This is a genomic window from Pseudomonas sp. MSSRFD41 (assembly GCF_014230245.1).
Taxonomy (GTDB): Bacteria; Pseudomonadota; Gammaproteobacteria; order Pseudomonadales; family Pseudomonadaceae; genus Aquipseudomonas; species Aquipseudomonas piscis.
Genome location: NZ_JACKZK010000028.1, coordinates 25593 through 50660 on the forward strand (window position 1 = coordinate 25593; position 25068 = coordinate 50660).

The window sequence follows — 25068 nt, forward strand, 5'->3', positions numbered from 1 at the left end:
TACTCCGGGCGTGTCTGGGCCTGGAGCATGGCAGGCTGCCGGTCACACAGCCCGCATCGACCGTCCCGGTACGGACCAGAACACCACTAAGGTCACTGCATGGATCACTACGCCCCGCGCAACTGGCAGCCCCACGAAAAGCCCAGCTTGCCCGGCTCGCCCTCGACACCGCTGCACCCCACCCACAAGCGCCTGGCCTATGCCTTGGTGGGCCTTCTGGTGGCCATCACCGGCGGCTTGGGCAACTCCCTGGTGATCGCCAACCTGCCTTATCTGCAAGGCGCCCTGGGGGCCACCAGCGCGGAAATGGCCTGGCTGCCGGCCGCGTATGTCATGACCAACGTGTCGATGAACCTGCTGCTGGTGAAGTTTCGCCAGCAGTTCGGCCTGCGGGCCTTTACCGAGGTGTTCCTGGTGCTCTATGCCCTGGTGACCTTCGGCCACCTGTTCGTCAACGACCTGAGCTCGGCCATCGCCGTGCGCGCGGCCCACGGCATGGTGGGCGCGGCCCTGAGCTCGCTGGGCCTGTACTACATGGTCCAGGCCTTTCCGGCCAAGTGGCGGCTCAAGGCCCTGGTGCTGGGCCTGGGCACCTCGCAGCTGGCCTTGCCCCTGGCCCGGCTGTTCTCCGAAGACTTGTTGCAGATCGCCGAATGGCGCGGCCTGTACCTGTTCGAGCTGGGCCTGGCGCTGGCCTCCCTGGGCTGCGTGTTCATGCTCAAGTTGCCACCCGGGGACCGCTTTCGCACCTTCGAGAAACTCGATTTCCTGACCTTCGCCTTGCTGGCCACCGGCGTGGCGCTGCTGTGCGCGGTGCTGTCCCTGGGGCGCATCGACTGGTGGCTGGAGGCGCCGTGGATCGGCTACGCCAGCGCCGCCTCGATCCTGCTGATCCTCGCCGGCCTGTGCATCGAACATAACCGCCGCAACCCGATGCTGATGACCCGCTGGCTGGGTAGCGGGGCGATGATCCGCCTGGCCCTGGCGGTGATCCTGATCCGCATGGTGCTCTCGGAGCAGTCCACCGGCGCGGTGGGTTTCCTCCAGGCGCTGAACATGAGCAGCGAACAGATGCGCCTGCTTTACGGGGTGATGCTGCTGGGCAGCATCGCGGGGCTGGCCACCAGTGCCCTGACCATCAACCCGGCGCACCTGTTCATGCCCCTGGTCATTTCCCTGGCGCTGATGGCCGTCGGCTCGGTGATGGACAGTTTCTCCAGCAACCTCACGCGCCCGGCCAACATGTACATCAGCCAGTTCCTGCTGGCTTTCGGCGGCACCTTCTTCCTTGGCCCGACCATGGTCCTGGGTACCCGCAACGTACTGACCAACCCACGCAACCTGGTGAGCTTCTCGGTGCTGTTCGGCATCTGCCAGAACCTCGGCGGGCTGATCGGCTCGGCCCTGCTGGGGACCTTCCAGATCGTGCGCGAGAAATACCATTCCAGTCTTATCGTCGAGCAGCTGACCTTGCTCGACCCCCAGGTCCTGGCCCGGGTGCAGAGCGGCGCGGCGGCCTATGGCAAGGTCATCGCCGACCCTGACCTGCGCACCCTGCAAGGCATGCGCAGCCTGGCCTCGGCGGCCACCCGCGAAGCCAACGTGATGGCCTACAACGATGTGTTCATGCTGATCGCGGTGATCGCCGTGCTGACCATGATCTGGATCTTCATCCGCAGCCTGTGGCTGATGAGCACCACCAAGCCCGTCGCGCCCCAGCCTCCCGTCCAACCCAGTGGTGCCCCTTCTTCATGAGCGAAACCGTCAATCCCACCACCAATGCCATCGCCTCGAGCCCCGAGCCCAATGGCCCGCCGACCATTCCTGCCACCGAGCCACGGCCGTTGGCGGTGCGGATCATCTCGTCCCTGGGGTTCGCCGCGATCGCCATCGTCGGCGTGCTGATCGTGCTCTACGCCTGGCAATTGCCGCCGTTTTCCAGCGCCATCGAAAGCACCGAGAACGCCCTGGTGCGCGGCCAGGTGACGATCATCGGGCCGCAGCTCAGCGGTTATGTGTTCGAAGTGCCGGTGCAGGACTTCCAGCACGTCAAGGCCGGCGACCTGCTGGTGCGCCTGGACGACCGCATCTACCAGCAGCGCCTGGACCAGTCCCTGGCCCAGCTGGCGGTGCAGAAGGCCTCCCTGGCCAATAACCTGCAACAGCGCAACAGCGCCGAAGCCACCATCAAGCTGCGCCAGGCGGCCCTGGCCGACAGCCAGGCCCAGGCGCGCAAGAGCGCCGCGGACCTTGCGCGCAACGAGGCGTTGATCGCCGATGGTTCGGTGTCCCGGCGTGAGCTGGACGTGACCCGCGCCGCCAATGCCCAGACCGTGGCGGCGGTGGCCCAGGCCCAGGCCCAGCTGGAAATCGCCCGCCAGGACCTGCAGACCGTGATCGTCAATCGCGGCTCCCTGGAGGCGGCGGTGGCCAATGCCGAAGCGGCGGTGCAACTGGCGCGCATCGACTTGTCCAACACTCGGATCCTCGCCCCGCGCGATGGCCAGCTGGGGCAGATCGGCGTGCGCCTGGGGGCCTACGTCAACTCCGGGGCGCAGTTGATGGCCCTGGTGCCGGACCAGCTGTGGGTGATCGCCAACATGAAGGAAACCCAGATGGACAACGTCCGGCTGGGGCAGCCGGTGAGCTTCACCGTGGATGCGCTGAACCACCGCAAGTTCACCGGCAAGGTGCAGTTGATCTCGCCGGCCACCGGCTCGGAATTCGCCTTGCTGCAGGCGGACAACGCCACCGGCAACTTCGTCAAGATCGCCCAGCGGGTGCCAGTGCGGATCATCGTCGATCCCGGCCAGCAAGAGCTGGATCGCCTGCGTCCGGGGCTGTCGGTGGTGGTCAGCATCGACACCTCCGTCACCCCCTAGCGCTACCTCCCTGTAGCCGCTGTCGAGCCCGCGAGGCTGCGCACGAGGACGCAGTCCTCGCCAAACCGGCCCATGCGTTCCATCTGGATAATCGCGGTGCCTGCTTCTACGGGCGCTGGGCAGCGGCTACAGGGCGGTTCAGGCTTGCAGCGGCGGTAGGGTGCCCAACAGGGCGACGGCGGCGACGGCGGCGATGCCCAGTGACCATTCCAGGCCCACGCTGCGGCGCAGGCTGTCCAGGCGCTGGTCGCAGCCCCGGATGCGCAGGCGATTGAACAGGGCCAGGGCCAGCATGCCGGCCACCAGCAGGGCTTTCACCAGCAGCACCAGGGCGAAACCGCTGAACAGCGGAGTCGGCCACCATTGGCCAGTGAGCATCCGTACGTTGACCAGGCCGCTGGCCAGCAGGCCCGCCACCAGCATGTAGCCCACGCCGCTGAAGCGCCGCAGCAACGGCTCCAGGGACGCCTGCGGCTGGCGCAGGACCATCAGCAATACCAGCAAACCGCCCAGCCACAGGCCGACGCAGCCCAGGTGGACGATCTGGTTGAGTATCAGCAATCGCCCCTTGAGGCCATCGAACATGGCGCCGTGGCCCACCGGGGCCAGGGTGCCCAGGAGCAGGGCGGCCAGTCCCAGGCGCAGCGGCAGGGAACGGCCCAGGGGCGCCAGCAGCAAGCCCAGCAGCAACAGGTTGAGCGCCAGGTGCCAGGTCCAGACCTGGCCGAAGAACGTCTTGCCCAGCACCAGCCCAACCGTCGCCGGGTCCAGGGCGGCGGACCAGGAGCCGGCCATGCTGGCGCTGATCAGCAGCAGCCAGGCCAGGCCGCTGCCAAGCCCGACCAGGGTCAGCCAGCGAGCCACGCGATCCAGCCGCTGCTGCACCATTTCATGACCTTGGCCCAGCAGCAGCGGGCGCAAGCCCCAGGCCCCGACCAAGGTCAGGATCGCGGCGAAATGCACGAAGCGGCACAGCACCAGCCATGACGCCATGGATTACGGGCTCACCTTGAAACTGTAGCTGCCTTCGCTCTTGTGGGTGTCCACCGACACTGCGTGCCATTGCACCTTGTAGCGGCCGGCCGGCAATGGAGCGCTGGCGGGGGTGACGACCAGGGTCTTCTTGTCCGCGCCTTCGGTGGCCAGGCCCTTGAGCGCGACGGGGGCGCCGTCCTTGCTCAGCTCGATCTTGGTGAAGGCCGCTTCCACGCCTTCGCTGAACTCCAGGCGCAGTTCGCTGGGGGCGCTGGCGCTGCTGTCGGCGGCGGGCGTGGTGGATTTCAGGTGGGCGTGGGCCAGCGCCGAGCCGGTGGCCAGCAGCGAGGCGAGAAGGGCGCAGGTGGTGCAGAGTGTTTTCAGCGACATGGCAGGTTACCTCTGGAAAAGCCAGGGAGCCGGCGCCGTTGGGGCGCCGGTATGGGTTCAAGCGTGTTGCAACTGCATGTGGATGATGGGGTACGGCTTGCCTTCGCCATCGGTTTGCGAGCGACCGTAGTCGACGAACCCGTAGTGACGGTAGAAACCGTGGGCCTGGGGGTTCTGCTCGTTGACATCGACCTTCAGGCCTGGCTGCCGGACCTGGTCCAACAGCTGGCGACCGATGCCCTGGCCACGCTGGGCCGGTTCGATGAACAGCATCTGCACGGTGTCCTCGTCAATGGCGATGAAACCGCCGGGCGTGGCATCGGGGTTCTCCCACACCAGCACACGCAGGGCCGGCAGGTAGCTGTCGCGTATCAGCGGGTAGAGGCGCTGGATGTCGTCTTCGCTGATGAAGTCATGGGTGGCGCGTACCGAACGCTCCCAGAGCGCGGTGAGCGAGGCGTCGTCCGCAGCGACGCGAGGGCGAATCTTCATGGGGATGATCCATCTTGGTAACTGATTAGATGGCCGGCGGTAGGGCAGGGCCGGCATTTGGGCAGAGACCTGTATGCCCGTGTCGCGAATCAACGCTTGGACGGAGCACCGCAGTGACGGCTGCAAATGAGCGGGAGGCCGATCCTACCCAAACAGGCCGGCCGGCGAAACCCCGAAATAGCACCGTCAGCCCAGGGATCGATTGGCCCGTGGGCGGATGCTAGTCTTGCCGAAGACTGTTTTTAGGGAGCCCTCATGGGCAATCACAAGATCGAGATTCGTCGCAACAACGTGGAGAAGATCCTCCTGGGTGCCGAGAAAGTCTTCGCCGAAAAGGGTTACGCCGGCACCGCCATGGCCGACATCGCCGAAGAGGTGCAACTGCCGCGTTCCAACCTGCATTACTACTTCAGCACCAAGCACGAACTCTATAGCGCGGTGCTGCTGGACCTGCTGGACGTGTGGAAGCAGGACGCCCTGTGCTTCGAGATGTTCGACGACCCGCGGGTGGTGCTCAGCAGCTACATCCGCGCCAAGATGCAGCATTCGCGCACTCGCCCCCACGGTTCCAAGGTCTGGGCCAATGAGATCATGCATGGCGCGCCAAGCCTGGGCACCGCGTTGGACGAGAGCCTGTACGACTGGGCGAAGATGAAGGAAGCCAAGATCCGCCAATGGGTCGAGGACGGGCGGATCCTCGCGGTGGAACCTTCGGCGCTGCTGTACCTGATCTGGGCCTCGACCCAGCATTACGCCGACTTCGACCACCAGGTGAACATCCTCAACGACCACCAACCGCTGTCGGACCTGCAATTCGAACGGGCGGTGCAGACCGTCACCAGCGTGATCCTGCGCGGCATCGGCCTCGAACCATAGAGGCAGCTACAAGCTGCAAGCAGGAGCAAGCTTCAAGCTAGGAGCTTGAAGCTTGCGACTTGTCGCTTAAAACTTGCCGCTTGTGGCTGCTTCTGTGGTCTCGCGGTGGGGGTTGCGGGGGTCGTGCAGCCAGTCGAGGAACGGCTTGCCGGTCTGCTGCGGCACCATCTCGATGCAATCCTGCACTGGGCAGGTGATCTGGCACAGGTTGCAGCCCACGCATTCGTCGTCGATCACTTCATATCTATGGGTGCCGTCCGCTTGCCTGAGGCTGGCGATGGCCTGGTGCGAAGTGTCTTCGCAGGCGATATGACAACGGCCGCAACCGATGCACGCCTCCTGGTCAATTTTAGCGATCACCTGGTAGTTGATATCCAGGTACTTCCAGTCTGTGGTGTTGCCCACCGCCCGCCCGGAGAAGTCCTGCAGGCTGTGGTAGCCCTGGCTGTCCATCCAGCGCGAGAGGCCATCCTGCATCTCGTCGACGATACGAAAGCCATGCAGCATCGCCGCCGTGCACACCTGCACCGCGCCGCAGCCCAGGGCCACGAACTCCGCGGCATCGCGCCAGTTGCCGATACCGCCGATGCCGCAGATCGGCAGGCCATGGGTCTGCGGGTCGCGGGCGATCTCGGCCACCATGTTCAGGGCGATCGGCTTGACCGCCGAGCCGCAGTAGCCGCCGTGGGTGCTCTGGCTGCCCACCATCGGGTGGGCCACCATGCGTTCCAGGTCGACGCTGGTGATGGAGTTGATGGTGTTGATCAACGACACCGCATCGGCCCCGCCACGATGGGCGGCGCGGGCCGACTGGCGGATGTCGGTGATGTTCGGCGTCAGCTTGACGATCACCGGCAGCGAGCAGTACGTCTTGCACCAGCGGGTCACCTGCTCGACGTACTCCGGCACCTGGCCCACCGCCGCGCCCATGCCGCGTTCCGGCATGCCGTGGGGGCAGCCGAAGTTCAGCTCGATGCCATCGGCGCCGGTGGCCTGCACCAGCGGCAGGATGTGTTTCCACGAATCCTCGACGCAAGGCACCATCAGCGAGACGATCAGCGCCCGGTCCGGCCAGTCCTTCTTCACCTGGGTGATTTCCCTGAGGTTGATCTCCAGGGAACGGTCGGTGATCAGCTCGATGTTGTTGATCCCCAGCACCTCGCGGTTGGCGCCGAAATGCGCCGAGTAGCGCGACGACACGTTGACCGCCGCCGGGTCTTCGCCGAGGGTTTTCCAGACCACGCCGCCCCAGCCCGCCTCGAAGGCGCGGACCACGTTGTAGGCTTTGTCGGTGGGCGGCGCGGAGGCCAGCCAGAACGGGTTGGGCGCCTTGATTCCTGCGAACACAATCGACAGATCGGCCATCACGCAGCCTCCACGTTGAGCATGAGTTGGGCATGCATGGCCTCGGCGGCCAGCTTGCCGTGCTGCACGGCCTGGACGGTGAGGTCCTGGCCGAGGCTGGTGCAGTCGCCACCGGCGTAGACCCCGGGAATGCTGGTGCGCAGTTGCTCGTCCACGGCGATGCGATCGCCGCTGCGCTTGAGCTCCCGGGCCAGTGGATCGCCCAGGCTGGCGCTGTCGAACGCCTGGCCGATGGCCTTGAAGATCGCGTCGGCGGCCAGCTCGAAGGTTTCGCCGGTGGTGTGCAGGCGGCCCTCCACCAGCTGGGTCCGGGCGAAGCGCATGCCGCGCACCCGGCCCTGATCGTCCAGCAGCACCTGCTCGGGAGCGGCCCAGGTCAGCAACCGCACCTGGTTGGCCTTGGCGAGGTCCTGCTCATGGCCGGTGGCGCCCATGTCGGCGGCGCCACGGCGGTACACCAGGTTGACGTCGCGGGCGCCGAGGCGGGCCATCTGCACCGCCATGTCGATGGCGGTATTGCCGGCGCCGATGACGATGCAGCGCTCGGCCAGGGGCAACTGGCCAAGGTCGTCGGCCTGGCGCAGCTCGCGGATGTAGTCGGTGGCCGCCAGCAGCCCGGGGGCGTCCTCGTGCTCCAGGCCCAGGCGCTTGCTGGCCGCCAGGCCCAGGCCGAGGAATACCGCGTCGAACTCTTGGTGCAGTTCGCTCAGGCTCAAGTTGTCGCCCAGTACCTGGCCATGGCGGATCTCGATGCCGCCGACGTCGAGCAGGAACTCCAGTTCGCGCTGGGCGAAATCGTCCACCAGCTTGTACTTGGCGATCCCGTATTCGTTGAGGCCGCCGGCTTTTTCCCGCGCCTCGAAGATCACTACCTCATGGCCGTGCAAGGCGCAGCGGTGGGCGCAGGACAGTCCGGCCGGGCCGGCCCCGACCACGGCAATCCGCTTGCCGGTGGCGGCGGCGCGCTGGAACGGATGCTGGCTGAACTGCGCATTGTCCAGGGCGTAGCGCTGCAGTTGGCCGATCAGCACCGGCGCGCATTCCTGGGCGTTGTTGCGCACGCAGGCCTGCTGGCACAAGACCTCGGTGGGGCAGACCCGGGCGCAGCTGCCGCCGAGGATGTTCGCCGCGAGGATCTTCTGCGCCGCGCCCTGGACGTTGTCGGTGTGGAGGTGACGGATGAACGAGGGGATGTCGATCTCGCTGGGGCAGGCGTTGACGCACGGCGCGTCGTAGCAGTACAGGCAGCGCGAAGCTTCCAGCTGCGCCTGGCGTGGGGTCAGGGGGGGCGCCAGGTCGCTGAAATGCTCGGCGAGGGTGGCGCCGTCCAGGGTCGGACGGGGCAAGTGGTTCAGGGTCTGGATCACGGTTCTGGCCTCAGGTTTTTTTATCGAATGCCTCTGATGGGCATTGTTTTTCAACCGGGCGCGAGCGCCCGGATCGCGAGCAAGCTCGCTCCTACAGGGGGCTGCGTTCTTGTAGGCGCGAGCTTGCTCGCGATAGGGGGCAGCGCCCCCTGATCTCAGCGTTTGACGGCAGTGGGCCTGTGGGCTTCGGCGCGCTTGCTCAGCAGGTCGAACACCGTCGGGTAGGCCGGGCGCTCGACGTAGCGCCCGGCGCCGCGCTCGGCCCGCAGGTCGCCGTCGGCCCACACCAGCCGGCCCTGGCTGATGGTGTGGCTGGGGATGCCACGCACGGTCTTGCCTTCGAAGATGTTGAAGTCCACCTGCTGGTGGTGGGTCTTGGCGGAAAGGGTCCGGGTGCCGGCCGGGTCCCACAGCACCAGGTCGGCATCGGCGCCGACGCGGATCGCCCCCTTGCGCGGGTAGAGGTTGAAGATCTTGGCGGTGTTGGTGGAGGTCAGGGCGACGAACTCCTGCATCGACAGGCGCCCGCTGTTGACCCCTTCGTCCCACAGCACGGCCATGCGGTCCTCGATGCCGGCGGTGCCGTTGGGGATCTTGCTGAAGTCCTCGCGCCCGGCGGCCTTCTGCTCGGCGCAGAAGCAGCAATGGTCGGTGGCGGTGGTGTGCAGGTTGCCCGCTTGCAGGCCATGCCACAGCGCCTCCTGGTGGCCGCGCGGGCGGAAGGGCGGGCTCATCACGTAGCCGGCGGCGGTCTGCCAGTCCGGGTTGCGGTACACGCTGTCGTCCAGCAGCAGGTGCCCGGCCAGCACCTCGCCGTAGACCGGTTGGCCCTGGGCCCGGGCATAGGTGATTTCGTCCAGGGCCTCGCGGGTGGACACGTGCACCAGGTACAGCGGCGTGCCCAGGGTCTGGGCGATGCGGATCGCCCGGCTGGCGGCTTCGCCCTCGACCTGGGATGGCCGCGACAGTGGATGGGCTTCCGGCCCGGTGATGCCCTGGGCCAGCAGCTTGCGCTGCAGGTGGTCCACCAGCTCGCCGTTCTCGGCGTGCACCGTGGGCACCGCGCCCAGTTCCAGGCAGCGCTCGAAGCTGGCCACCAGGGTGTCGTCGGCGGCCATGATGGCGTTCTTGTAGGCCATGAAATGCTTGAAGCTGTTGACCCCGTGATGCCGCACCAGCTCGGCCATTTCCTCGCGCACCTGCTCGCTCCACCAGGTCACGGCCACGTGGAAGCCATAGTCGCTGGCCGATTTCTCGGCCCAGCCGCGCCACTGGTGGAAGGCTTCCAACAGCGATTGCCGGGGGTTGGGAATCACGAAGTCGATGATCGAGGTGGTGCCGCCGGCCAGGCCCGCCGCCGTCCCGCTGAAGAAGTCCTCGCTGGCCACGGTGCCCATGAAGGGCAGTTGCATGTGGGTGTGGGGATCGATGCCGCCGGGCATCAGGTACTGGCCGCTGCCGTCGAGCACTTCGCAGCCTGCGGGAATGTCCAGATGAGTGCCGATGGCTCTAATCAGGCCCTCTGCGCACAAGACATCGGCTTTATAACTTTCGTCATGGGTAATAACGGTGGCGCCACGAATCAACAGAGACATTCCGAGTTCCTCGCAGGCATGACCGGCTGCTTGCCGGTTCTAACTTTTTTATTGAACGCACTGACAACTAAATAATCCTGTCAGCGGTGTCAGGATTAAACGCTAGTCTTACTTCAAGGAAACATCAAGAATATTTTTTATAAGCTTAAATTTAAAATAACTTATTGAAATTTAACGATAAAAAATAAAAATCCCTGAAATTGTGCAGGCGTTCACCATTTTGACGCACTTGACAGGATCGAAAAATAGTCGAGATTTTCCATGTCCTATCAGCGGCTTGAAGAGGTACGAGAACGAATCGGATATCGTTGTTGAAAGTGCGGTGCACCTATTTGGGTCTTGATCTAAGTGGCAACTTGCCAGCTACCTTGCCTGAGTGGCCTGGCAACTAACCGAAGACCTGAAAGTTATTTGAACAAAGCTGAGTTACATCAGTTGCTTACATGGATTCCATCAACGGGTCAGTCACGAACCTGGGCTTACCGGCACACTTATTGAGTGCCGCCACGGATCGTCACGCCGGAGGGTGGAAGTGTCAGTTCTCCGGCCATCGTCCGGCGCCCGATCCAGGGGTCGCTGGCCGATGAGCACAATAACCAGAACAACAGTGGAGCGGCCATGCAACAGATCAGATCCCAGGTGACCGAGCGCGCCGGCTTGTACGAGCTGGACGCCGGCAGCGACGTACTCGACAGCCCCCGTTACAACCACGACATCGCCCCGACCAAGGTCCAGGACCGCACCTGGAACAAGTGGCACATCACCGCGCTGTGGATCGGCATGTCGATCTGCGTGCCGACCTACACCCTGGGCGGGGTGCTCACCGCCTACTTCGGCCTGAGCGTCGGCGAGGCGCTGCTGGCGATCCTCTTGGCCAACATCGTGGTGTTGCTGCCGCTGACCCTCAATGCCTTCGCCGGCACCCAGTACGGCATTCCGTTCCCGGTGCTGCTGCGCTCGTCGTTCGGCATCATCGGCTCCAACGTGCCGTGCCTGATTCGCGCCCTGGTGGCCTGCGGCTGGTTCGGCATCCAGACCCTGTTCGGCGGCCTGGCCATCCACCTGTTCCTCGGCTCGATCTTTGCGGATTGGAAGGCCCTGGGCGGCACTGGCGAGGTGATCGGCTTCATGCTGTTCTGGACCCTCAACCTGTGGGTGGTGCTGCGCGGCGCGGAATCGATCAAGTGGCTGGAGACCTTGTCGGCGCCGCTGTTGGTGGCCGTGGGCCTCGGGCTGCTGGTGTGGGCCTTGCCCAGCGTGTCGCTCGGTGAGTTGCTGGCGATCCCGCCCAAGCGTCCCGAAGGCGCCAGCGTCACCGGCTACTTCATGGCCGGGCTGACGGCCATGGTCGGTTTCTGGGCCACCTTGTCGCTGAACATCCCGGACTTCAGCCGCTACGCCAAGAGCCAGAAGGACCAGGTGCTGGGGCAGATCTTCGGCCTGCCGCTGACCATGTTCCTGTTCGCCGCCCTGGGCGTGGTGATGACCGCGGCCTCGGCCAAGCTGGTGGGGGTCACGGTCTCCGACCCGGTAAGCCTGATCGGGCATATCCAGAGCCCGGGCTGGGTGGCCGTGGCCATGGCGCTGATCATCATCGCCACGCTGTCGACCAACACCGCGGCCAACATCGTTTCGCCCACCAACGACTTCCAGAACATCGCCCCCAAGCTGATCGGCCGCACCACGGCGGTGATCCTCACCGGCCTGGTGGGGCTGGCGCTGATGGGCCACGAACTGCTCAAGAAGCTCGGCCTGCTGGTGTCCGACGTGAGCCTGGAAACCGTGTACTCCAACTGGCTGCTGGGCTACTCCAGCCTCCTGGGGCCGATCGCCGGGATCATGGTGGTGGACTACTTCGTCATCCGCCGGCAACGCCTGGACTTGGCCGGGTTGTACCGCGATGACGTGTACCCGGCGTGGAACTGGCACGGCTTCATCGCCTTCGCCATCCCGGTGGCGCTGACCCTGATGTCGCTGGGCAGCAGTGCCTTCAACTGGTTCTACAGCTACGGCTGGTTCACCGGTTCGGCCCTGGGCGGGCTCATCTACTACGGCCTGTGCAACCTGCGCAGCCCGCAGGGCGTGAGCGCCAAGACGCCGGTGTGATGCATTGAGAGCATCGCGGGCAAGTCGCATCGCCGCGCGCTCGCTCCTACAGATTGCACATACCTGTAGGAGCGAGGCTTGCCCGCGATGGGATCTATCTACCACCGGCGCATTTCCGACGAGCCCAACCTCGTCCACCACAACCCGAAAAGCCTGAGGAGATCACCATGAACGCTGCCGTCGACGTTCTGCAATCCAGCCATCAGCACATCAACCGCGACCGCCTGTGGCAGTCGCTCATGGAGCTCGCCCGGCTCGGCGCCACGGTCAAGGGCGGGGTCTGCCGCCTGGCCCTGACCGACCTCGACCGCCAGGCCCGCGACCTGTTCGTCACCTGGTGCGAGGAGGCCGGGTGCACGGTCAGCGTGGACGGCATCGGCAACATCTTCGCCCGCCGTCCCGGGCGCAATCCGCAGTTGCCACCGGTGATGACCGGCAGCCATATCGACACCCAGCCCACCGGGGGCAAGTTCGATGGTTGCTTTGGCGTGCTGGCCGGGCTGGAGGTGTTGCGCACCCTCAACGACCTCAAGCTGGAAACCGAAGCGCCCCTGGAAGTGGTGGTGTGGACCAACGAGGAAGGCTCGCGCTTCCCGCCGTGCATGATGGGCTCCGGGGTGTTCGCCGAGAAGTTCACCCTGCAGGACACCCTGGCCAGGACCGATGCCGAGGGCATCAGCGTCGGCGCGGCGCTGGACGCCATCGGTTATGCCGGCAGCCGGCCGGTGAGCGGGCATCCGGTGGGGGCCTATTTCGAGGCGCACATCGAGCAGGGGCCGATTCTCGAAGACGAGCGCAAGACCATCGGCGTGGTGCTCGGCGCCCTCGGGCAGAAGTGGTTCGACCTCAAGCTGCGCGGGGTCGAGGCCCATGCCGGCCCGACCCCGATGCACCTGCGCAAGGACGCCCTGGTCGGTGCCGCGCAGGTGGTGGCGGCGGTCAACCGCGCGGCCCTCGGCCATCAGCCTCACGCCTGCGGCACCGTCGGTTGCCTGCAGGCCTACCCGGGCTCGCGCAACGTGATTCCCGGCGAGGTGCGCATGACCCTGGACTTCCGGCACTTGGAGCCCGCGCGCCTGGACTCGATGATCGCCGAGGTGCGCCAGGTGATCGAGCACACGTGCGAGGAACATGGCCTGAGTTTCGAGCTGACCCCGACGGCGGACTTCCCGCCGCTGTACTTCCACAAGGAGTGCGTCGAGGCCGTGCGCGACGCCGCCGAGGGCCTGGGCCTGTCGCATATGGACATCGTCAGTGGCGCCGGGCACGACGCGATCTTCGTCGCCGAACTGGGCCCGGCGGGGATGATCTTCGTGCCCTGCGAAGGCGGCATCAGCCACAACGAAATCGAGAACGCCGACCCCGACGACCTGGCCGCCGGCTGCGCGGTGCTGCTACGCGCCATGCTCGCCGCCTCCCAGGCCGTCAGTCTGAAATCCTGACTGCCGATTCCCGGCCTGCGAGGACTGCGTCCTCGTGCGCAGCTTCGCAGGCTCAGCAGCGGCTACAGGTTTGCATGGGTGACGAACGTTTGGCTGACACTAAGCTAATTCCTAAAAATTATTTATTTTAGATTTATTAGATCGATTAGCTTTTAGTGACTTTCCTCTCCCAGAAGGTCCGCCCCCATGCGCCAGCCCCATGTTTCGCCTCGTCGCTTGTCGCTCTCCGTCCTTGCCGTGCTGGCGCTGGGCATGGCCTGCAACGCCCTGGCCGACACCAGCCTGCGCATCGGCTACCAGAAATCCTCGACCCTGCTGGCGGTGCTCAAGGCCCAGGGCACCCTGGAAAAACAACTGGCGGGGCAGGGGGTGAACATTACCTGGCATGAGTTCACCAGCGGCCTGCCCCTGGCCGAATCGCTGAACGTGGGCAATGTCGATATCAGCGCCGATGTCGCCGACACCGTGCCGGTGTTCGCCCAGGCCGCCGGCGCCCGGTTGACCTACTTCGCCACCGAGACCCCATCGCCCGCGGCCCAGTCCATCGTCATCGGCAAGGATTCGCCGCTCAAGTCCCTGGCCGATCTCAAGGGCAAGCGCATCGCCGTGACCAAGGCCGCCGGCAGCCATTACCTGCTGATCGCCGCATTGCGCGAGGCGGGCTTGAGCTTCGCCGATATCCAGCCGGTGTACCTGACCCCCGCCGATGGCCGCGCCGCCCTGGAAACCGCCAAGGTCGATGCCTGGGTCACCTGGGAACCCTTCGTCGCCAGCGCCGAGCGCCAGCAAGGCGCACGGGTGCTGCACGACGGCCAGGGGCTGGCCAGCTACCGCCGCTACTACCTGGCGTCCAGTGACTATGCCAAGGCCCATCCCGAAGTCCTGCGGCAGGTGTTCAGCGAGTTGCAGAAGACCGGCACCTGGGTCAAGGCGCACCCGCAACAGGCGGCGCAGTTGCTCGGGCCGCTGTGGGGCAACCTCGACGTGCCCACGGTGGAGCTGGCCAACAGCCGCCGCACCTATCAGGTGGAAGCGGTCAAGCCCGACGCCCTGGGCGAGCAGCAGAAGATCGCCGATGCCTTCTACCAGGAAAAGCTCCTGCCCAAGCCGGTGGATGCCCGGGCGGTGCAATTGTGGAGTCCCACATCCTTGTAGTGGGGCGTTAGGCCGCTTTCGCCGACAGGCCGGCGCCTACAGCCAAGCAGGTCCCTCCCTTTTTCTTTGTCACCGCCGGCCACGCCATCCCGCGCCCGGCGCCAGGAGTTCCCGTGTCTGCCGTTCAACCCCAAGAGGCTTTTGCCGTTCCAGCCTCGTCCACCCTCCTTGCGGACAACGCCGAAGTGGTGCTGGAGCTGCGCAACCTGACCAAGACCTACGCCAGCCGCCGCGACCGAAGCAGCGCGCCGGCGGTGCAGCAGGTCAGCCTCAGCGTGCGGCGTGGCGAGCTGCTGTGCCTGATGGGCACCTCCGGCAGCGGCAAGTCGACGCTGTTGCGCCATATCAATCGCCTGATCGAACCCGGCAGCGGCGAGGTGCTGATCGACGGCACCGCCATCGGCCAACTGGTGCCCCGGGACCTGCGCACCCTGCGCTCGCGGCGCATCGGCATGGTGTTCCAGCACTTTGGCCTGCTGCCCCATCGCAACGTGCGCGACAACGTCGCCTTGCCCCTGGAACTGCGCGGCGAACCCGAGGCGCTGCGCCAGGCCGCGGCCGATGTGCAACTGCACGCCATGGGCCTGGCGGGCTGGGGCGAGCATTACCCCCATGAACTGTCCGGCGGCATGCAGCAGCGGGTCGGCCTGGCCCGGGCGCTGGTCAGCGAACCGGACATCCTGCTGATGGACGAGCCCTTCAGCGCGCTGGACCCGACCATCCGCCGCGAGTTGCAGGGGCACTTCCTGGGCCTGGTGCGCGAGCGTGGCATCACCACCTTGCTGGTGACCCACGACCCCGCCGAGGCCCTGCGCCTGGCCGACCGCATCGCGGTGCTGCGCCAGGGCCGGCTGATCCAGTTGGGCACGCCCGATGAGTTGCTCGAACACCCGGCGGATGCCGAGGTGGCGGACTTCTTCCAGGAGCATGGCGCGCGCAGCGATACCGTGGCGGCAACGCCGCTGGCGGCGCGGCAAGCCACGCTCGCGCCGGCGCCGGTGCGTCCGGGCTTTGCCTTCTGGCAGGCGTTGCTGCTGGGGCCGGCGGCCCTGGCCGCCAGCGGGCATGGCGCCTTGTATTGGCTGGGCTTCGCCCTGGAACTGGCGGCGGCCAGCGCCCTGGGCCAGTGGCTGGCAACCGCCGGCCTGGGCTGGGCCGGGCTGGCGCTGCTCGGCCTGCTGCTCAGCCGCCTGCTCAGCGTGACCCTGGCCCGCCGTCCGAGCCGCCAGGGGCGCTCCGACTGGCGCCTGCCGTGGCTGGTGTTGCTGCTGTGCCAGGGCCTGGTGCTGTGGCGCGTGCTGGCGGTCGACGCCAGCGGGCCCTGGCTGCAATTTCCCGCCGATCGCCAGGCCCTGCTGAGTACCGCGGCGGCCATCGACCAGTTGATCGGCTGGTCCCAGGTCACCTTCGAAAGCACCTTCGTCGGCGTGATAGTCGCCGTGCGCACGGTGATCGAAAGCACCGAAAGCCTGCTCGGCTGGCTGCCCTGGCCGGTGCCGGCGCTGGCCCTGGTGCTGCTGGCCTGGCGCTCGGCCGGCGCGGCCCTGGCCCTGACCAGCGCGGCGGCCTTGCTCTATATCGGCCTGTTCGGTTTCTGGGAGCGCACCATCGCCACCCTGGCCCTGGTGGGTTCCTCGGTGCTGCTGTCGCTGCTGATCGGCGTTCCCGCCGGCATCCTCCTGGCCAAGCGCGCCCTGGCCCGGCGCCTGATCACGCCGTTGCTGGACGTGATGCAGACCCTGCCGACCTTCGTGTACCTGATTCCGGCGGTGGCGTTCTTCTCGGTGGGCAAGACCCCGGCGGTGATCGCCACGGTGATCTTCGCCCTGGCGCCGATGATTCGTCTCACCGCCCTGGGCATCCAGGAAGTGCCCCGGACCGCCGTCGAAGCGGCCCTGGCCCATGGCGCCACGCCGTGGCAGATCCTGACCAAGGTCGAGCTGCCCCTGGCCGCCGGCTCGCTGCTGCTGGGGATCAACCAGACCCTGGTGATGAGCCTGTCGATGGTGGTGGTCGCGGCGCTGATCGGCGCCGGCGGCCTGGGCTACGACGTGATGACCGCGCTGCGCAACATCAAGGGCGGCGAGGGCATGTTGGCCGGCGCGGCCATCGTGTTCTGCGCGCTGATTCCCGACCGCATCATTCAAGCGACCCTGCGCCAGCGGGATCGCGCCTTCCAGCACAAGTGAGGTGTTCCTTGAGTCATTCCCTTTTCCGTACCCTCGGCGCCGCCACCCTGGCACTGGGGCTTGCCCTGCCAGCCCTGGCCAAGGACAAGATCGTCATCGGCGAGCAGAACTGGACCGGCGCCATCGCCATCCAGAACATCCTCGGCGAGGTGATCAAGACCCGCCTCGACGGCGATGTGTCGTACCTGGCCGGCGACGTACCGGTGCTGTTCGCCGCCGCGGCCAAGGGCGACGGCTCGGTGGACGTGCTGACCGATATCTGGCTGCCCAATCAGTCCGCCGCCTGGGCCAAGTACGTCAGCGGCGGCAGCCGTTCCCTGGTGCCGAACAAGCAGCCGTACCTCGGGGTGCAGGGCTTCTATATCCCCGGTTACCTGCAAGACAAGTACGGGGTGAAGTCGGTCTACGACCTGCAGAAACCCGAGGTGGCGAAACTCTTCGAGCCCCTGGGCGGCGGCAAGGCGCAGTTGCTGGTGGGCCCGGCGGGCTGGGAGTCGACCTATATCGGCCAGGTCAAGGCCAAGGATTTCGGTTTCGCCGATAAATTCGAATCGGTGTCCACCGAAGCCGCGGTGACCTACGCCAAGCTCGCCAGCGCCTACAAGGCCCAGCGCGGCGTGGTGTTCTACGCCTACACCCCGGACTGGATCTTCTCCGCCTTCGACCTTCGGCGCCTGGAAGAACCGGCGTTCGACGGCTACGCCCAGGACAACAAGAAGGGCGACCCGCTGTACAAGGCCGACGGCTGCTGGAAATTCATCAGCCCGACGGTGAGCGCCGACTGGCTGGCCCAGAGCAAGATCACCTGTGCCTACCCCGATGCCCGGGTGTATGTGCTGGCGTCCACCGCCCTGCAAAAACGCGCGCCACGGATCGCGGCGTTCCTGGAGAACTTCAGCATTGACCCGCAGGCGCTCAACGACCTGATTCTGAAGATCGAGAAAGAGCAGCAACCGCCGGCGCAGGCGGCCAAGGCCTGGGTGGCGGCGCACCCGCAGGTCGTCGACGGCTGGCTGGGCGCCAGCGGCGAGAAGGTGGGGGTGGCGCAATGAGCGGAGCGCCGCTGAATAGCCTGGAACAGGCGACCTTCGGTGCCGGCTGCTTCTGGGGCGCGGAAGCGGCGTTCCGCGCACTGCCGGGAGTGCTGGATACCCGGGTGGGTTATGCCGTGGAGGCGGGCGACGAGGCGGTGCAGATCGAGGTGGTGCAGGTGGACTTCGACCCGCGACTGCTGGCTTACAGCCGCCTGATCGAACACTTCTGGGGCCTGCATGATCCGACCTCGGTGGATCGCCAAGGCGAGCATGGCGGAGTGAAGTACCGCTCGGCGATCTTCTATGCCAATACCGTGCAGGCGGAACAGGCGCAGTTGGCCAAGTTGGCCCTGCACGAGTCGGGGCGTTTGGGTAAGCCTGTGGCCACGGTGATCGTGCCCCTGGGCCGCTTCGACCTGGCGGATGAAGCGCACCAGCGGTATCTGGAGAAGAATGGGTTGAGCAGTTGCCATATCTGAGTGGGTGGGACGCCTCTGTAGGAGCGAGCGGGCGGCGATCCGACTTGCCCGCGATGGTGTCGGCTCTGGCGCTGCATTTTTTGGATGGGGTACATATCCGTTGCTGCGGTCACGGCTGCTTATGGTTTCGCCCTTACGGCGAGTCCCTTTTTTTCAAACGCCAAAAAAAGGAAAAAAAAACGCTTGCCCCTCCATTCGGTGCCTCGCCTAGGCTCGGTATACCCTCACTCCGGTCTGGCTCCGGGGGCCGCCGCAAGGGGCCATCCCTGGCCCCGTGCGGCTAACTCGGCATCCCTGCCGAGTTGCCCCCTGCGCAAGACCTGCGTTCGGCCTCTGGGAACGGGGCGGGTGGATCAAGATCACAAGCCAAAGCCAAGGCCAAGGCCAAGGCCAAGGCAAAGGCAAAGGCAAAGGCAAAGGCCAAGGCCAAGGCCAAGGCCAAGGCAAAGGCCAAGGCCAAGGCCAAGGCCAAGGCAAAGGCAAAGGCAAAGGCTAAGGCTAAGGCAAAGGCAAAGGCTAAGGCAAAGGCAAAGGCAAGGTACAGCTGGCTGCTTTTGCCCCTCAGGTAGATGTTTTTGTGTTGTTTTTGGGACGGGCCGGTAGCTCAAGAGCAAGGTCGAAGCCCAGGCACAACCTTTCGCCATATGATGACTCTTCCGTCTGACACACTTTGTGTAGATACCGTCTTGCCCGTTACCAGGCAAGCGCCAATTTCGGGTCATAAGGATGGCCCGATTTCAGCACGCCAAACACGATATGCAGCATCTTGCGCATCACCGCACAGACGATCTGCTCGCCCGCTTTACCCTTGGCGCGCAGCCGCTCTTTCATCGCCATGCGGGCCTCAGGCCCCACCCTCCCACCCACCTCCCAACGCCACCACCAACCCCACGCTCGCCTGCAACTGCCTTGTCTGCAGGGCTTGCAGGCTGCGTTGGGCTTGCAACGCGGCGGTTTGCGCGGTGACCACATCCAGGTAGCTCACGGCACCGGCCTGGTAGCTGTTCATCGCCAGGGACTGGGTGTGCAGCGCCGCATTCACCGCCGCTTGCCGATCCAGCGCTTGTTGTTGCAGGTCACGCAGTTGCCCCAGGTTGTCTTCCACCTCGCGCACCGCTCGCAGCACTTGCCCACGGTAATGCGCGGCGGCCTCCTCGAATTCGGCATGGGCCTGGCGCTCGTTGGCACTGAGCCTGCCACCGTCGAAAAGCGGCAGGGTCATCAGCGGCCCCAGGGCCCAGTAGCGATTGCCCGCCGCCAGTAGGTTGCCGCTGCCTTGGGTCTGGCCGCCGAGCAGGCCGGTGAGGCTGAAGTCCGGGTACCAGGCCGCTCGTGCCACGCCGATGCCGGCATTGGCGGCGAATACCCGGCGTTCGGCGGCGGCGATGTCCGGCCGGCGTTGCAGTAGGCTGCTGGGCAGTTGCCGGGGGACTTCCGGCAGGCCCAGCGCCTGGGTGGTGGGCGCCAGGCGGAACTGGCTGGCCGGTTCGCCCACCAGCTCGCCGATGGCGTGTTCCGTGAGGTTGCGCTGGGCCCGGACTTCGTCCAGGTCGGCCTCGGCATTGGCCAGCTGGCTCTGGGCCCGGGTCAGGTCCAGCTCCGAGGCGATCTGCCCCTGGTAGCGGTCACGGGTCAGTTGCAGGGCCTGGCCGTAGTCCTCCAGGGAGCGGCTGAGAATCCGGCTTTGCGCGTCCAGGCCGACCAGTTGCACATAGAGCAGGGCCAGCTGGCGTTGCAGGCTCAGGCGCGCCGCCGCCAGGTCATCACCGGACGCCTGGGCCTGGGCATCGCCCGCCAGCGCCTGGTTGCGCAGCCGGCCCCAGAGATCGAGGTCGAAGTCCAATGTAAAGCCGGCGCTGTTGCTGTTGTACACCGAGGGCTGGCTGCCGCCGCGCAGCGGTCGGCTGTCCGACTGGCGCTGGCGCAAGGGCTGGGCGCTGGCGCTGATCTGCGGGAACAGCCCGGCATGCAGCTGGCTGGCGTAGGCCTGGGCGCCGTCATAGTGGGCCAGGGCCGCGGCGAGGTCCGGGTTGGCCTGGAGCAGGCGCTGTTGCAGGTCGTCGAGCCGTGGGTCGTGGTAGAGCCGCCACCAGTGTGCGTCGAGGACCTGGGGCGTGGCCGGGTGCCAGGGCCCGGCGGCGCTCTGTTCGCGAAACTGCGCTGGCAACGCCACCTCCGGCGCCTGGTAATGCGGCGCCAGGGAGCAGCCGTGCAGCGTCAGCAGCACCAGCGCGGCGAGGGGTTTAAGCCTTGGGCCCATGGGCACCTCCGGCGTCGGCCAGTTGCACCCGGTCGCCTTCGCGCAGGGCATCGGGCGGGTTGTCGATGACCTGATCCGTGGCTTGCAGGCCCTGGTCGATCACCAGGCGGTCGCCCAGGTCGAGGCCGATATGAATACTGCGCAGGTGCACGTGTTTTGCGCTGTCGATGAGCGCCACCTGGGTGCCCTGGGCGCGGAAGATCAGGGCGCTGGCGGGGATGCTCAGGCCATGGGTGTCGGCCGCCAGCGCCAGGCTCGCTTCGGCGTAGTCGCCAGGATGCAGGGCGCCGTCGGGGTTGGCGGCGACGAACTGCGCCAGCAGCGTGCCGGAGCGCGGATCGACGGCGCAGGAGTCGCCCACCAACTGGGCGCTGAACTGCTGGCCGGGGTGCTCGGGCACCGTCAGCCGGGCCGTGAGGCCGGGGCGGATCACGCTGGCGTAGTTTTGCGCAATGGGCACGTACAGCCGCAGCTTGTGGGTATCGGACAGGTCGAACAGTTGCGGATCGCTGTCGCTGTCGGCCTTGACCAGCTGGCCGATGTCGGTATGGCGGGCCGTGACCACGCCGGCGAACGGTGCGCGGATGGTCTTGTAGTCCTCCAGGGCCGAGAGCCGCGCGTAGTCGGCGGCGGCCGCTGCGGCACTGGCCTGGGCGGCGGTGGCGTTGGCGCGTTTTTCGTCGGCTTCCTGGCGCGATACCGAGTGGCTGGCCACCAGGTTCTGCCAGCGTGCGGCGGTGGTCTGCGCCAGCCGCGCGGTGGCTTGCTGCTGGAGCATCCGTGCCCGGGCCTGGGCCACTTGCTGGTCCAGGTCGGGGCTGTCGATGTGGGCCAGCACCTGGCCGGCGGCGACCTGGGTGCCGATGTCGGCGCTCCAGTCCTTGAGGTAGCCGCTGACCCGGGCGTGGATCGGCGCCTTGCTCCAGGCTTCCAGGTGGGCCGGCAGGCGCAGGCTGTCGCCCTGGGCGTTGGGTTGTGGTTGCACCGCCAGCACTTGGGGCACGGCGGCGGTTTCGGTCCAGGCGGCGACGGCCCGCTCATGCCGGGTGCGCGCGGCCAGGCCGCTCGCCACCAGCAGGGCGGCCAGGCTCAAGCCGCCGATGCCCAGCAGCATCAGGCGTTTGCGCGAAGGGGTGTGGTCAGGCGACATGGGTGGTTTCTCCAGCGACAGCGGGGTGGGAACGGCGACCGTGGACCAGGCTGAAGACCACGGGGACGAAGATCAGGGTGGCGACGGTGGCCAGCAGCAGGCCGCCGATCACCGCCCGGCCCAGGGGCGCGTTCTGCTCCTCGGACAGGGCCAGGGGCAGCATGCCGATGATCATCGCCAGGGCGGTCATGCACACCGGGCGAAAGCGCGTGTAGCCGGCTTCCAGGGCGGCCAGCAGGGCATCGCCGTGTTCCGCCAGGCGCTCGCGGCAGAAGCTCACCACCAGGATCGAGTTGGCGGTGGCCACGCCCATGCACAGGATGGCCCCGGTCAGCGCCGGCACCGACAGCGAGGTGCCGCTGAGGAACAGCATCCACACGATGCCGGCCAGGGCCGCCGGTAGCGCGCTGATGATCACCAGCGGGTCGAGCCAGGATTGGAAGTTGACCACGATCAGCAGGTAGATCAGCACCACAGCACCCAGCAGCCCCAGGCTCAGGCCGCTGAAGGCCTGGTGCAGGGCGTCGATCTGCCCGTGCAGGCTGACCGTGGCGCCCTTGGGCCGCAGGGCCGCGGCGTCGTCCAGCGCCTGTTGCATGTCGTGGGCCACCGCGCCCAGGTCGCGGCCCTGGACGTTGGCGTACAGGTCCAGGGTCGGCTGGATGTTGTAGTGGCTCACCACCGCCGGGCTGTCAACGCGGGAGATATTCGCCAGGCCACCGAGGATCTGCGCCTGGCCGTTGCTGCCGGTGACCGGCAAGGCCTCCAGGGCTGGCAGGCTGTCCAGGCGGTACTGCGGGGTGGCGGCGACGATGGAGTAGGACACGCCGTTCTTCGGGTTGAGCCAGAAGGTCGGCGCCACCTGTGAACTGCCGGCCAGGGAGGCGACCATGCTGTTGGTCACGTCGCGCTCGGTGATCCCCAGGCCATTGGCCCGCAGGCGATCGACCTTGACCGCCAGGGACGGATAGCCGGTGGGCTGCTGCAGGCGCAAGTCGGCGATGCCCGGCACATGGCGCAGGCGCCGTTGCAGCTCCAGGGCGTAGGCGCGGTTGGCTGCATCGTCAGGCCCGGAGACCTTCACGTCCAACGGGGCCGGTGCGCCGAAATTGAGGATCTGGCTGCTGATGTCCGCCGGCAGGAAGGCGAACTGGCTACCGGGGAAACTCTCCGGTAAGGCCTCGCGCAAGCGCTTCACGTAATCGGCGGTGGGGGCGTGGCCGGGCTTGAGGGTGACCTGGATATCGCCATCCTGGGGGCCGATGGTGCCGCTGTTGCTGTAGGCCATGTCGATGCCGCTCAGGGGGATGCCGATGTTGTCGATCACGCTGTCCAGCTCCTCGGGCGGGATCACCTCGCGGATCCGCGCTTCGATGCGGTCGAAGGCCGCCGCGCTTTCCTCGATCCGCGTGCCCAGGGGCAGGCGCACATGCAAGGCCAGGGCCCCGGCATCGGTGGCGGGGAAGAAGTCCTGGCCCAGGCTCGGCAGCAGGGCGAAGGAGGCCAGCACACAGGCGAGGAAACCCAGGAGGAACGGCCGACGCCTGGCCAAGGCCAGTCGCAGCAGGCCGTGGTAGGTGTCGCGCACATTGGAAAAGCGCCGCTCGAAGCCTTGCTGGAACCCCAGCAGCGCGCGTACCAGGGCATGCCGGGGCGGGGCGTGCTGCTCGCCTTCGTGGTGGTTGATGAAGGCATCTTCCGGGTGATGGCCTGGGCCGGCTTCCGGCACGTGGGGCTTGAGCAGGTACAGGGCCAGGGTCGGCACCAGGGTCCGCGACAGCAGGAAGGAGCTGGCCATGGCGAAGATCACCGCCAGGGCCATGGGCCGGAACAGGTAGCCGGCGATGCCCTGCAGCAGGAACATCGGCACGAAGACGATGCAGATGCACAGCAGCGAGACGAACGCCGGGCCGACGATCTGTTTGGCGCCGTCGAGGATCGCGTCCTTCACCGTCTTGCCCTGTTCCAGGTGCCAGTTGATGTTCTCGATGGTCACCGTGGCGTCGTCCACCAGGATCCCCACCGCCAGGGCCAGGCCGCCCAGGGTCATCACGTTGAGGGTCTGGCCGCTGGCGGCCAGCAGGGCGATGGCGGCGAGCACCGCCAGGGGAATCGAGGCGGCGATGATCAGCGTCGAGCGCCAACTGCCGAGGAACAGCAGGATCATCGCGCTGGTCAGCAGCGCGGCGATGATGCCTTCCTGGGCCACGCTGCCCACCGACTGCTTGACGAACACCGAGGCATCGCCCAAGAGCGAAGTCTTCAGCGCGGGCGGCAGGGTTTCGTCGATGCGCGGCAGCATCTGGCGGATGCCATCGACGATCGACAGGGTGGAGATATTGCCGTTCTTCAGCGCCGGCATCAGCACCGCGCGGTGGCCGTCGACCCGCACGATATTGGTCTGCGGCGGCGAGCCGTCACGCACGTGGGCCACCTGGCCGATGGTGATCAAGGCGCCGTCGACGGTTTTGATCGGCAGGTCGTTGAGCTCGTCGATGGCAGTGGGGCTGTTGTTCAGCAGCACCGTGTATTCATTGCCACCGAGCTTGGCGGTGCCCACCGGGATGATCTGGTTCTGCGCCGCCAGGGCGTTGCCCACGTCCTGGGCGGACAGGCCCTTGGCCGCCAGCGCCTGGGGATCGAGGTCGAGGGTGATTTGCCGCTGCTTGCCGCCCATGGGCGTGGGCATCGCCAGACCCGGCAGGGCGCTCAGGGGCAGGCGGATATTGTTCTGCACCAGGTCGCGAATCTTCGCTTCGGACAGGGTCGGGCTGGAAAACGCCATCTGCAAAATCGGCACCGTCGAGGCGCTGTAGTTGAGGATCAGCGGCGGAGTGATGCCCGGCGGCATCTGCTTGAGCACCGTCTGCGACACCGCGGTGACCTGGGCGTTGGCGGTGCGGATGTCCACCCCCGGCTGGAAGAAGATCTTGACGATGCCCATGCCCGGCAGCGACTGCGACTCGATGTGTTCGATGTCGTTGACCGTGGTGCTCAGCGAGCGCTCGTAGGTGTAGATCACCCGGCCGGCCATGGCGTCCGGCGACAAGCCGTTGTACTGCCAGACCACCGCCACCACCGGGATGCCGATATCCGGGAATACGTCGGTGGGCGTACGCAGGGCCGCCAGCGGCCCGATGATGCAGATGAAGATCGCCAGCACGATAAACGTGTAGGGCTTGAGCAGAGCGGTCTTGACCAGCCCGAGCATGGGTGGACCTCCGAGACGGAAACGAGGCTCGGCAGTCTCCGGCGACCCACCTAACACGCGGCTTTCAGCCAGGTGAAGGAAGTTTTAGGTTGGGCCTTAA

The 25068-nt window shown here is 66.5% G+C and carries 19 protein-coding genes and 1 pseudogene; 10 read left to right on the forward strand and 10 right to left on the reverse strand.

The window, feature by feature from the left end; genetic code table 11:
- Positions 1-99 precede the first annotated feature (99 nt).
- Both H7A76_RS27940 and H7A76_RS27945 read left to right on the forward strand, forming a co-directional pair.
- Positions 100-1755 carry an MFS transporter gene (locus H7A76_RS27940; RefSeq protein ID WP_185701514.1) on the forward strand — a complete coding sequence of 552 codons (1656 nt, stop codon included), beginning with the start codon at positions 100-102 and terminating at the stop codon, positions 1753-1755.
- Positions 1752-2882, forward strand: a complete 1131-nt coding sequence (locus H7A76_RS27945) for an HlyD family secretion protein (protein ID WP_185701515.1) — start codon at positions 1752-1754, stop codon at positions 2880-2882. Before H7A76_RS27940 ends, H7A76_RS27945 begins: the two co-directional genes overlap by 4 nt.
- 138 nt (positions 2883-3020) lie before the next feature.
- Here the strand turns inward: H7A76_RS27945 and copD are convergent, their stop codons facing one another.
- The 3 genes from copD to H7A76_RS27960 are packed head-to-tail and all read right to left on the reverse strand — an operon-like array spanning position 3021 to position 4739.
- Positions 3021-3875 carry a copper homeostasis membrane protein CopD gene (gene copD, locus H7A76_RS27950; protein WP_185701516.1) on the reverse strand — a complete coding sequence of 285 codons (855 nt, stop codon included), beginning with the start codon at positions 3873-3875 and terminating at the stop codon, positions 3021-3023.
- Between the two features lie 3 nt (positions 3876-3878).
- The gene (copC, locus tag H7A76_RS27955) at positions 3879-4247 is read right to left on the reverse strand and encodes a copper homeostasis periplasmic binding protein CopC (protein ID WP_185701517.1); all 369 of its coding nucleotides are present in this window, start codon (positions 4245-4247) and stop codon (positions 3879-3881) included.
- Positions 4248-4304: 57 nt separating this feature from the next.
- Positions 4305-4739, reverse strand: coding sequence for a GNAT family N-acetyltransferase (locus H7A76_RS27960; RefSeq protein ID WP_185701518.1), 435 nt, complete (start codon positions 4737-4739; stop codon positions 4305-4307).
- Positions 4740-4994: 255 nt separating this feature from the next.
- Here H7A76_RS27960 and H7A76_RS27965 point away from each other — a divergent pair, with 255 nt between their 5' ends.
- On the forward strand, positions 4995-5615 hold the full coding sequence (locus H7A76_RS27965) for a TetR/AcrR family transcriptional regulator (RefSeq protein ID WP_185701519.1): 621 nt from the start codon (positions 4995-4997) through the stop codon (positions 5613-5615).
- A 66-nt stretch (positions 5616-5681) separates the two neighbouring features.
- Here H7A76_RS27965 and preA read toward each other — a convergent pair whose 3' ends face one another.
- From preA to hydA, 3 genes are all read right to left on the reverse strand, one after another.
- Positions 5682-6983, reverse strand: a complete 1302-nt coding sequence (preA, locus tag H7A76_RS27970) for an NAD-dependent dihydropyrimidine dehydrogenase subunit PreA (protein WP_185701520.1) — start codon at positions 6981-6983, stop codon at positions 5682-5684.
- Positions 6980-8347, reverse strand: coding sequence for an NAD(P)-dependent oxidoreductase (locus H7A76_RS27975; protein ID WP_185701521.1), 1368 nt, complete (start codon positions 8345-8347; stop codon positions 6980-6982). The genes preA and H7A76_RS27975 overlap by 4 nt, the downstream gene beginning before the upstream one ends.
- A gap of 155 nt (positions 8348-8502) precedes the next feature.
- On the reverse strand, positions 8503-9942 hold the full coding sequence (gene hydA, locus H7A76_RS27980; RefSeq protein ID WP_185701522.1) for a dihydropyrimidinase: 1440 nt from the start codon (positions 9940-9942) through the stop codon (positions 8503-8505).
- A 618-nt stretch (positions 9943-10560) separates the two neighbouring features.
- Between hydA and H7A76_RS27985 the strand changes: the two genes are divergently transcribed.
- From H7A76_RS27985 to H7A76_RS28015, 7 genes are all read left to right on the forward strand, one after another.
- Positions 10561-12048: an NCS1 family nucleobase:cation symporter-1 gene (locus H7A76_RS27985; protein WP_185701523.1), complete on the forward strand. Its 1488-nt coding sequence runs from the start codon at positions 10561-10563 to the stop codon at positions 12046-12048.
- Between the two features lie 167 nt (positions 12049-12215).
- Positions 12216-13490, forward strand: coding sequence for a Zn-dependent hydrolase (locus H7A76_RS27990; RefSeq protein ID WP_185701524.1), 1275 nt, complete (start codon positions 12216-12218; stop codon positions 13488-13490).
- A gap of 186 nt (positions 13491-13676) precedes the next feature.
- Positions 13677-14645, forward strand: a complete 969-nt coding sequence (locus H7A76_RS27995) for an aliphatic sulfonate ABC transporter substrate-binding protein (protein WP_185701525.1) — start codon at positions 13677-13679, stop codon at positions 14643-14645.
- Between the two features lie 113 nt (positions 14646-14758).
- Positions 14759-16834 (forward strand): ATP-binding cassette domain-containing protein, encoded by a 2076-nt coding sequence (locus H7A76_RS28000; protein WP_185701526.1) that lies wholly within the window; start codon positions 14759-14761, stop codon positions 16832-16834.
- An 8-nt stretch (positions 16835-16842) separates the two neighbouring features.
- On the forward strand, positions 16843-17886 hold the full coding sequence (locus H7A76_RS28005) for a glycine betaine ABC transporter substrate-binding protein (protein WP_221775400.1): 1044 nt from the start codon (positions 16843-16845) through the stop codon (positions 17884-17886).
- Positions 17883-18347: a peptide-methionine (S)-S-oxide reductase MsrA gene (gene msrA / locus H7A76_RS28010; RefSeq protein WP_260498099.1), complete on the forward strand. Its 465-nt coding sequence runs from the start codon at positions 17883-17885 to the stop codon at positions 18345-18347. Before H7A76_RS28005 ends, msrA begins: the two co-directional genes overlap by 4 nt.
- Before the next feature lie 302 nt (positions 18348-18649).
- Positions 18650-18916 carry a hypothetical protein gene (locus tag H7A76_RS28015; protein ID WP_185701528.1) on the forward strand — a complete coding sequence of 89 codons (267 nt, stop codon included), beginning with the start codon at positions 18650-18652 and terminating at the stop codon, positions 18914-18916.
- Between the two features lie 124 nt (positions 18917-19040).
- Here H7A76_RS28015 and H7A76_RS28020 read toward each other — a convergent pair.
- From H7A76_RS28020 to H7A76_RS28035, 4 genes and pseudogenes are all read right to left on the reverse strand, one after another.
- Positions 19041-19184, reverse strand: a pseudogene (locus tag H7A76_RS28020) (IS110 family transposase); the annotation flags it as partial.
- A gap of 7 nt (positions 19185-19191) precedes the next feature.
- Positions 19192-20607: an efflux transporter outer membrane subunit gene (locus H7A76_RS28025; protein ID WP_185701529.1), complete on the reverse strand. Its 1416-nt coding sequence runs from the start codon at positions 20605-20607 to the stop codon at positions 19192-19194.
- Positions 20591-21757: an efflux RND transporter periplasmic adaptor subunit gene (locus tag H7A76_RS28030; RefSeq protein WP_185701530.1), complete on the reverse strand. Its 1167-nt coding sequence runs from the start codon at positions 21755-21757 to the stop codon at positions 20591-20593. The genes H7A76_RS28025 and H7A76_RS28030 overlap by 17 nt, the downstream gene beginning before the upstream one ends.
- Positions 21747-24968, reverse strand: a complete 3222-nt coding sequence (locus tag H7A76_RS28035) for an efflux RND transporter permease subunit (protein WP_185701531.1) — start codon at positions 24966-24968, stop codon at positions 21747-21749. The genes H7A76_RS28030 and H7A76_RS28035 overlap by 11 nt, the downstream gene beginning before the upstream one ends.
- Positions 24969-25068: the final 100 nt, after the last annotated feature.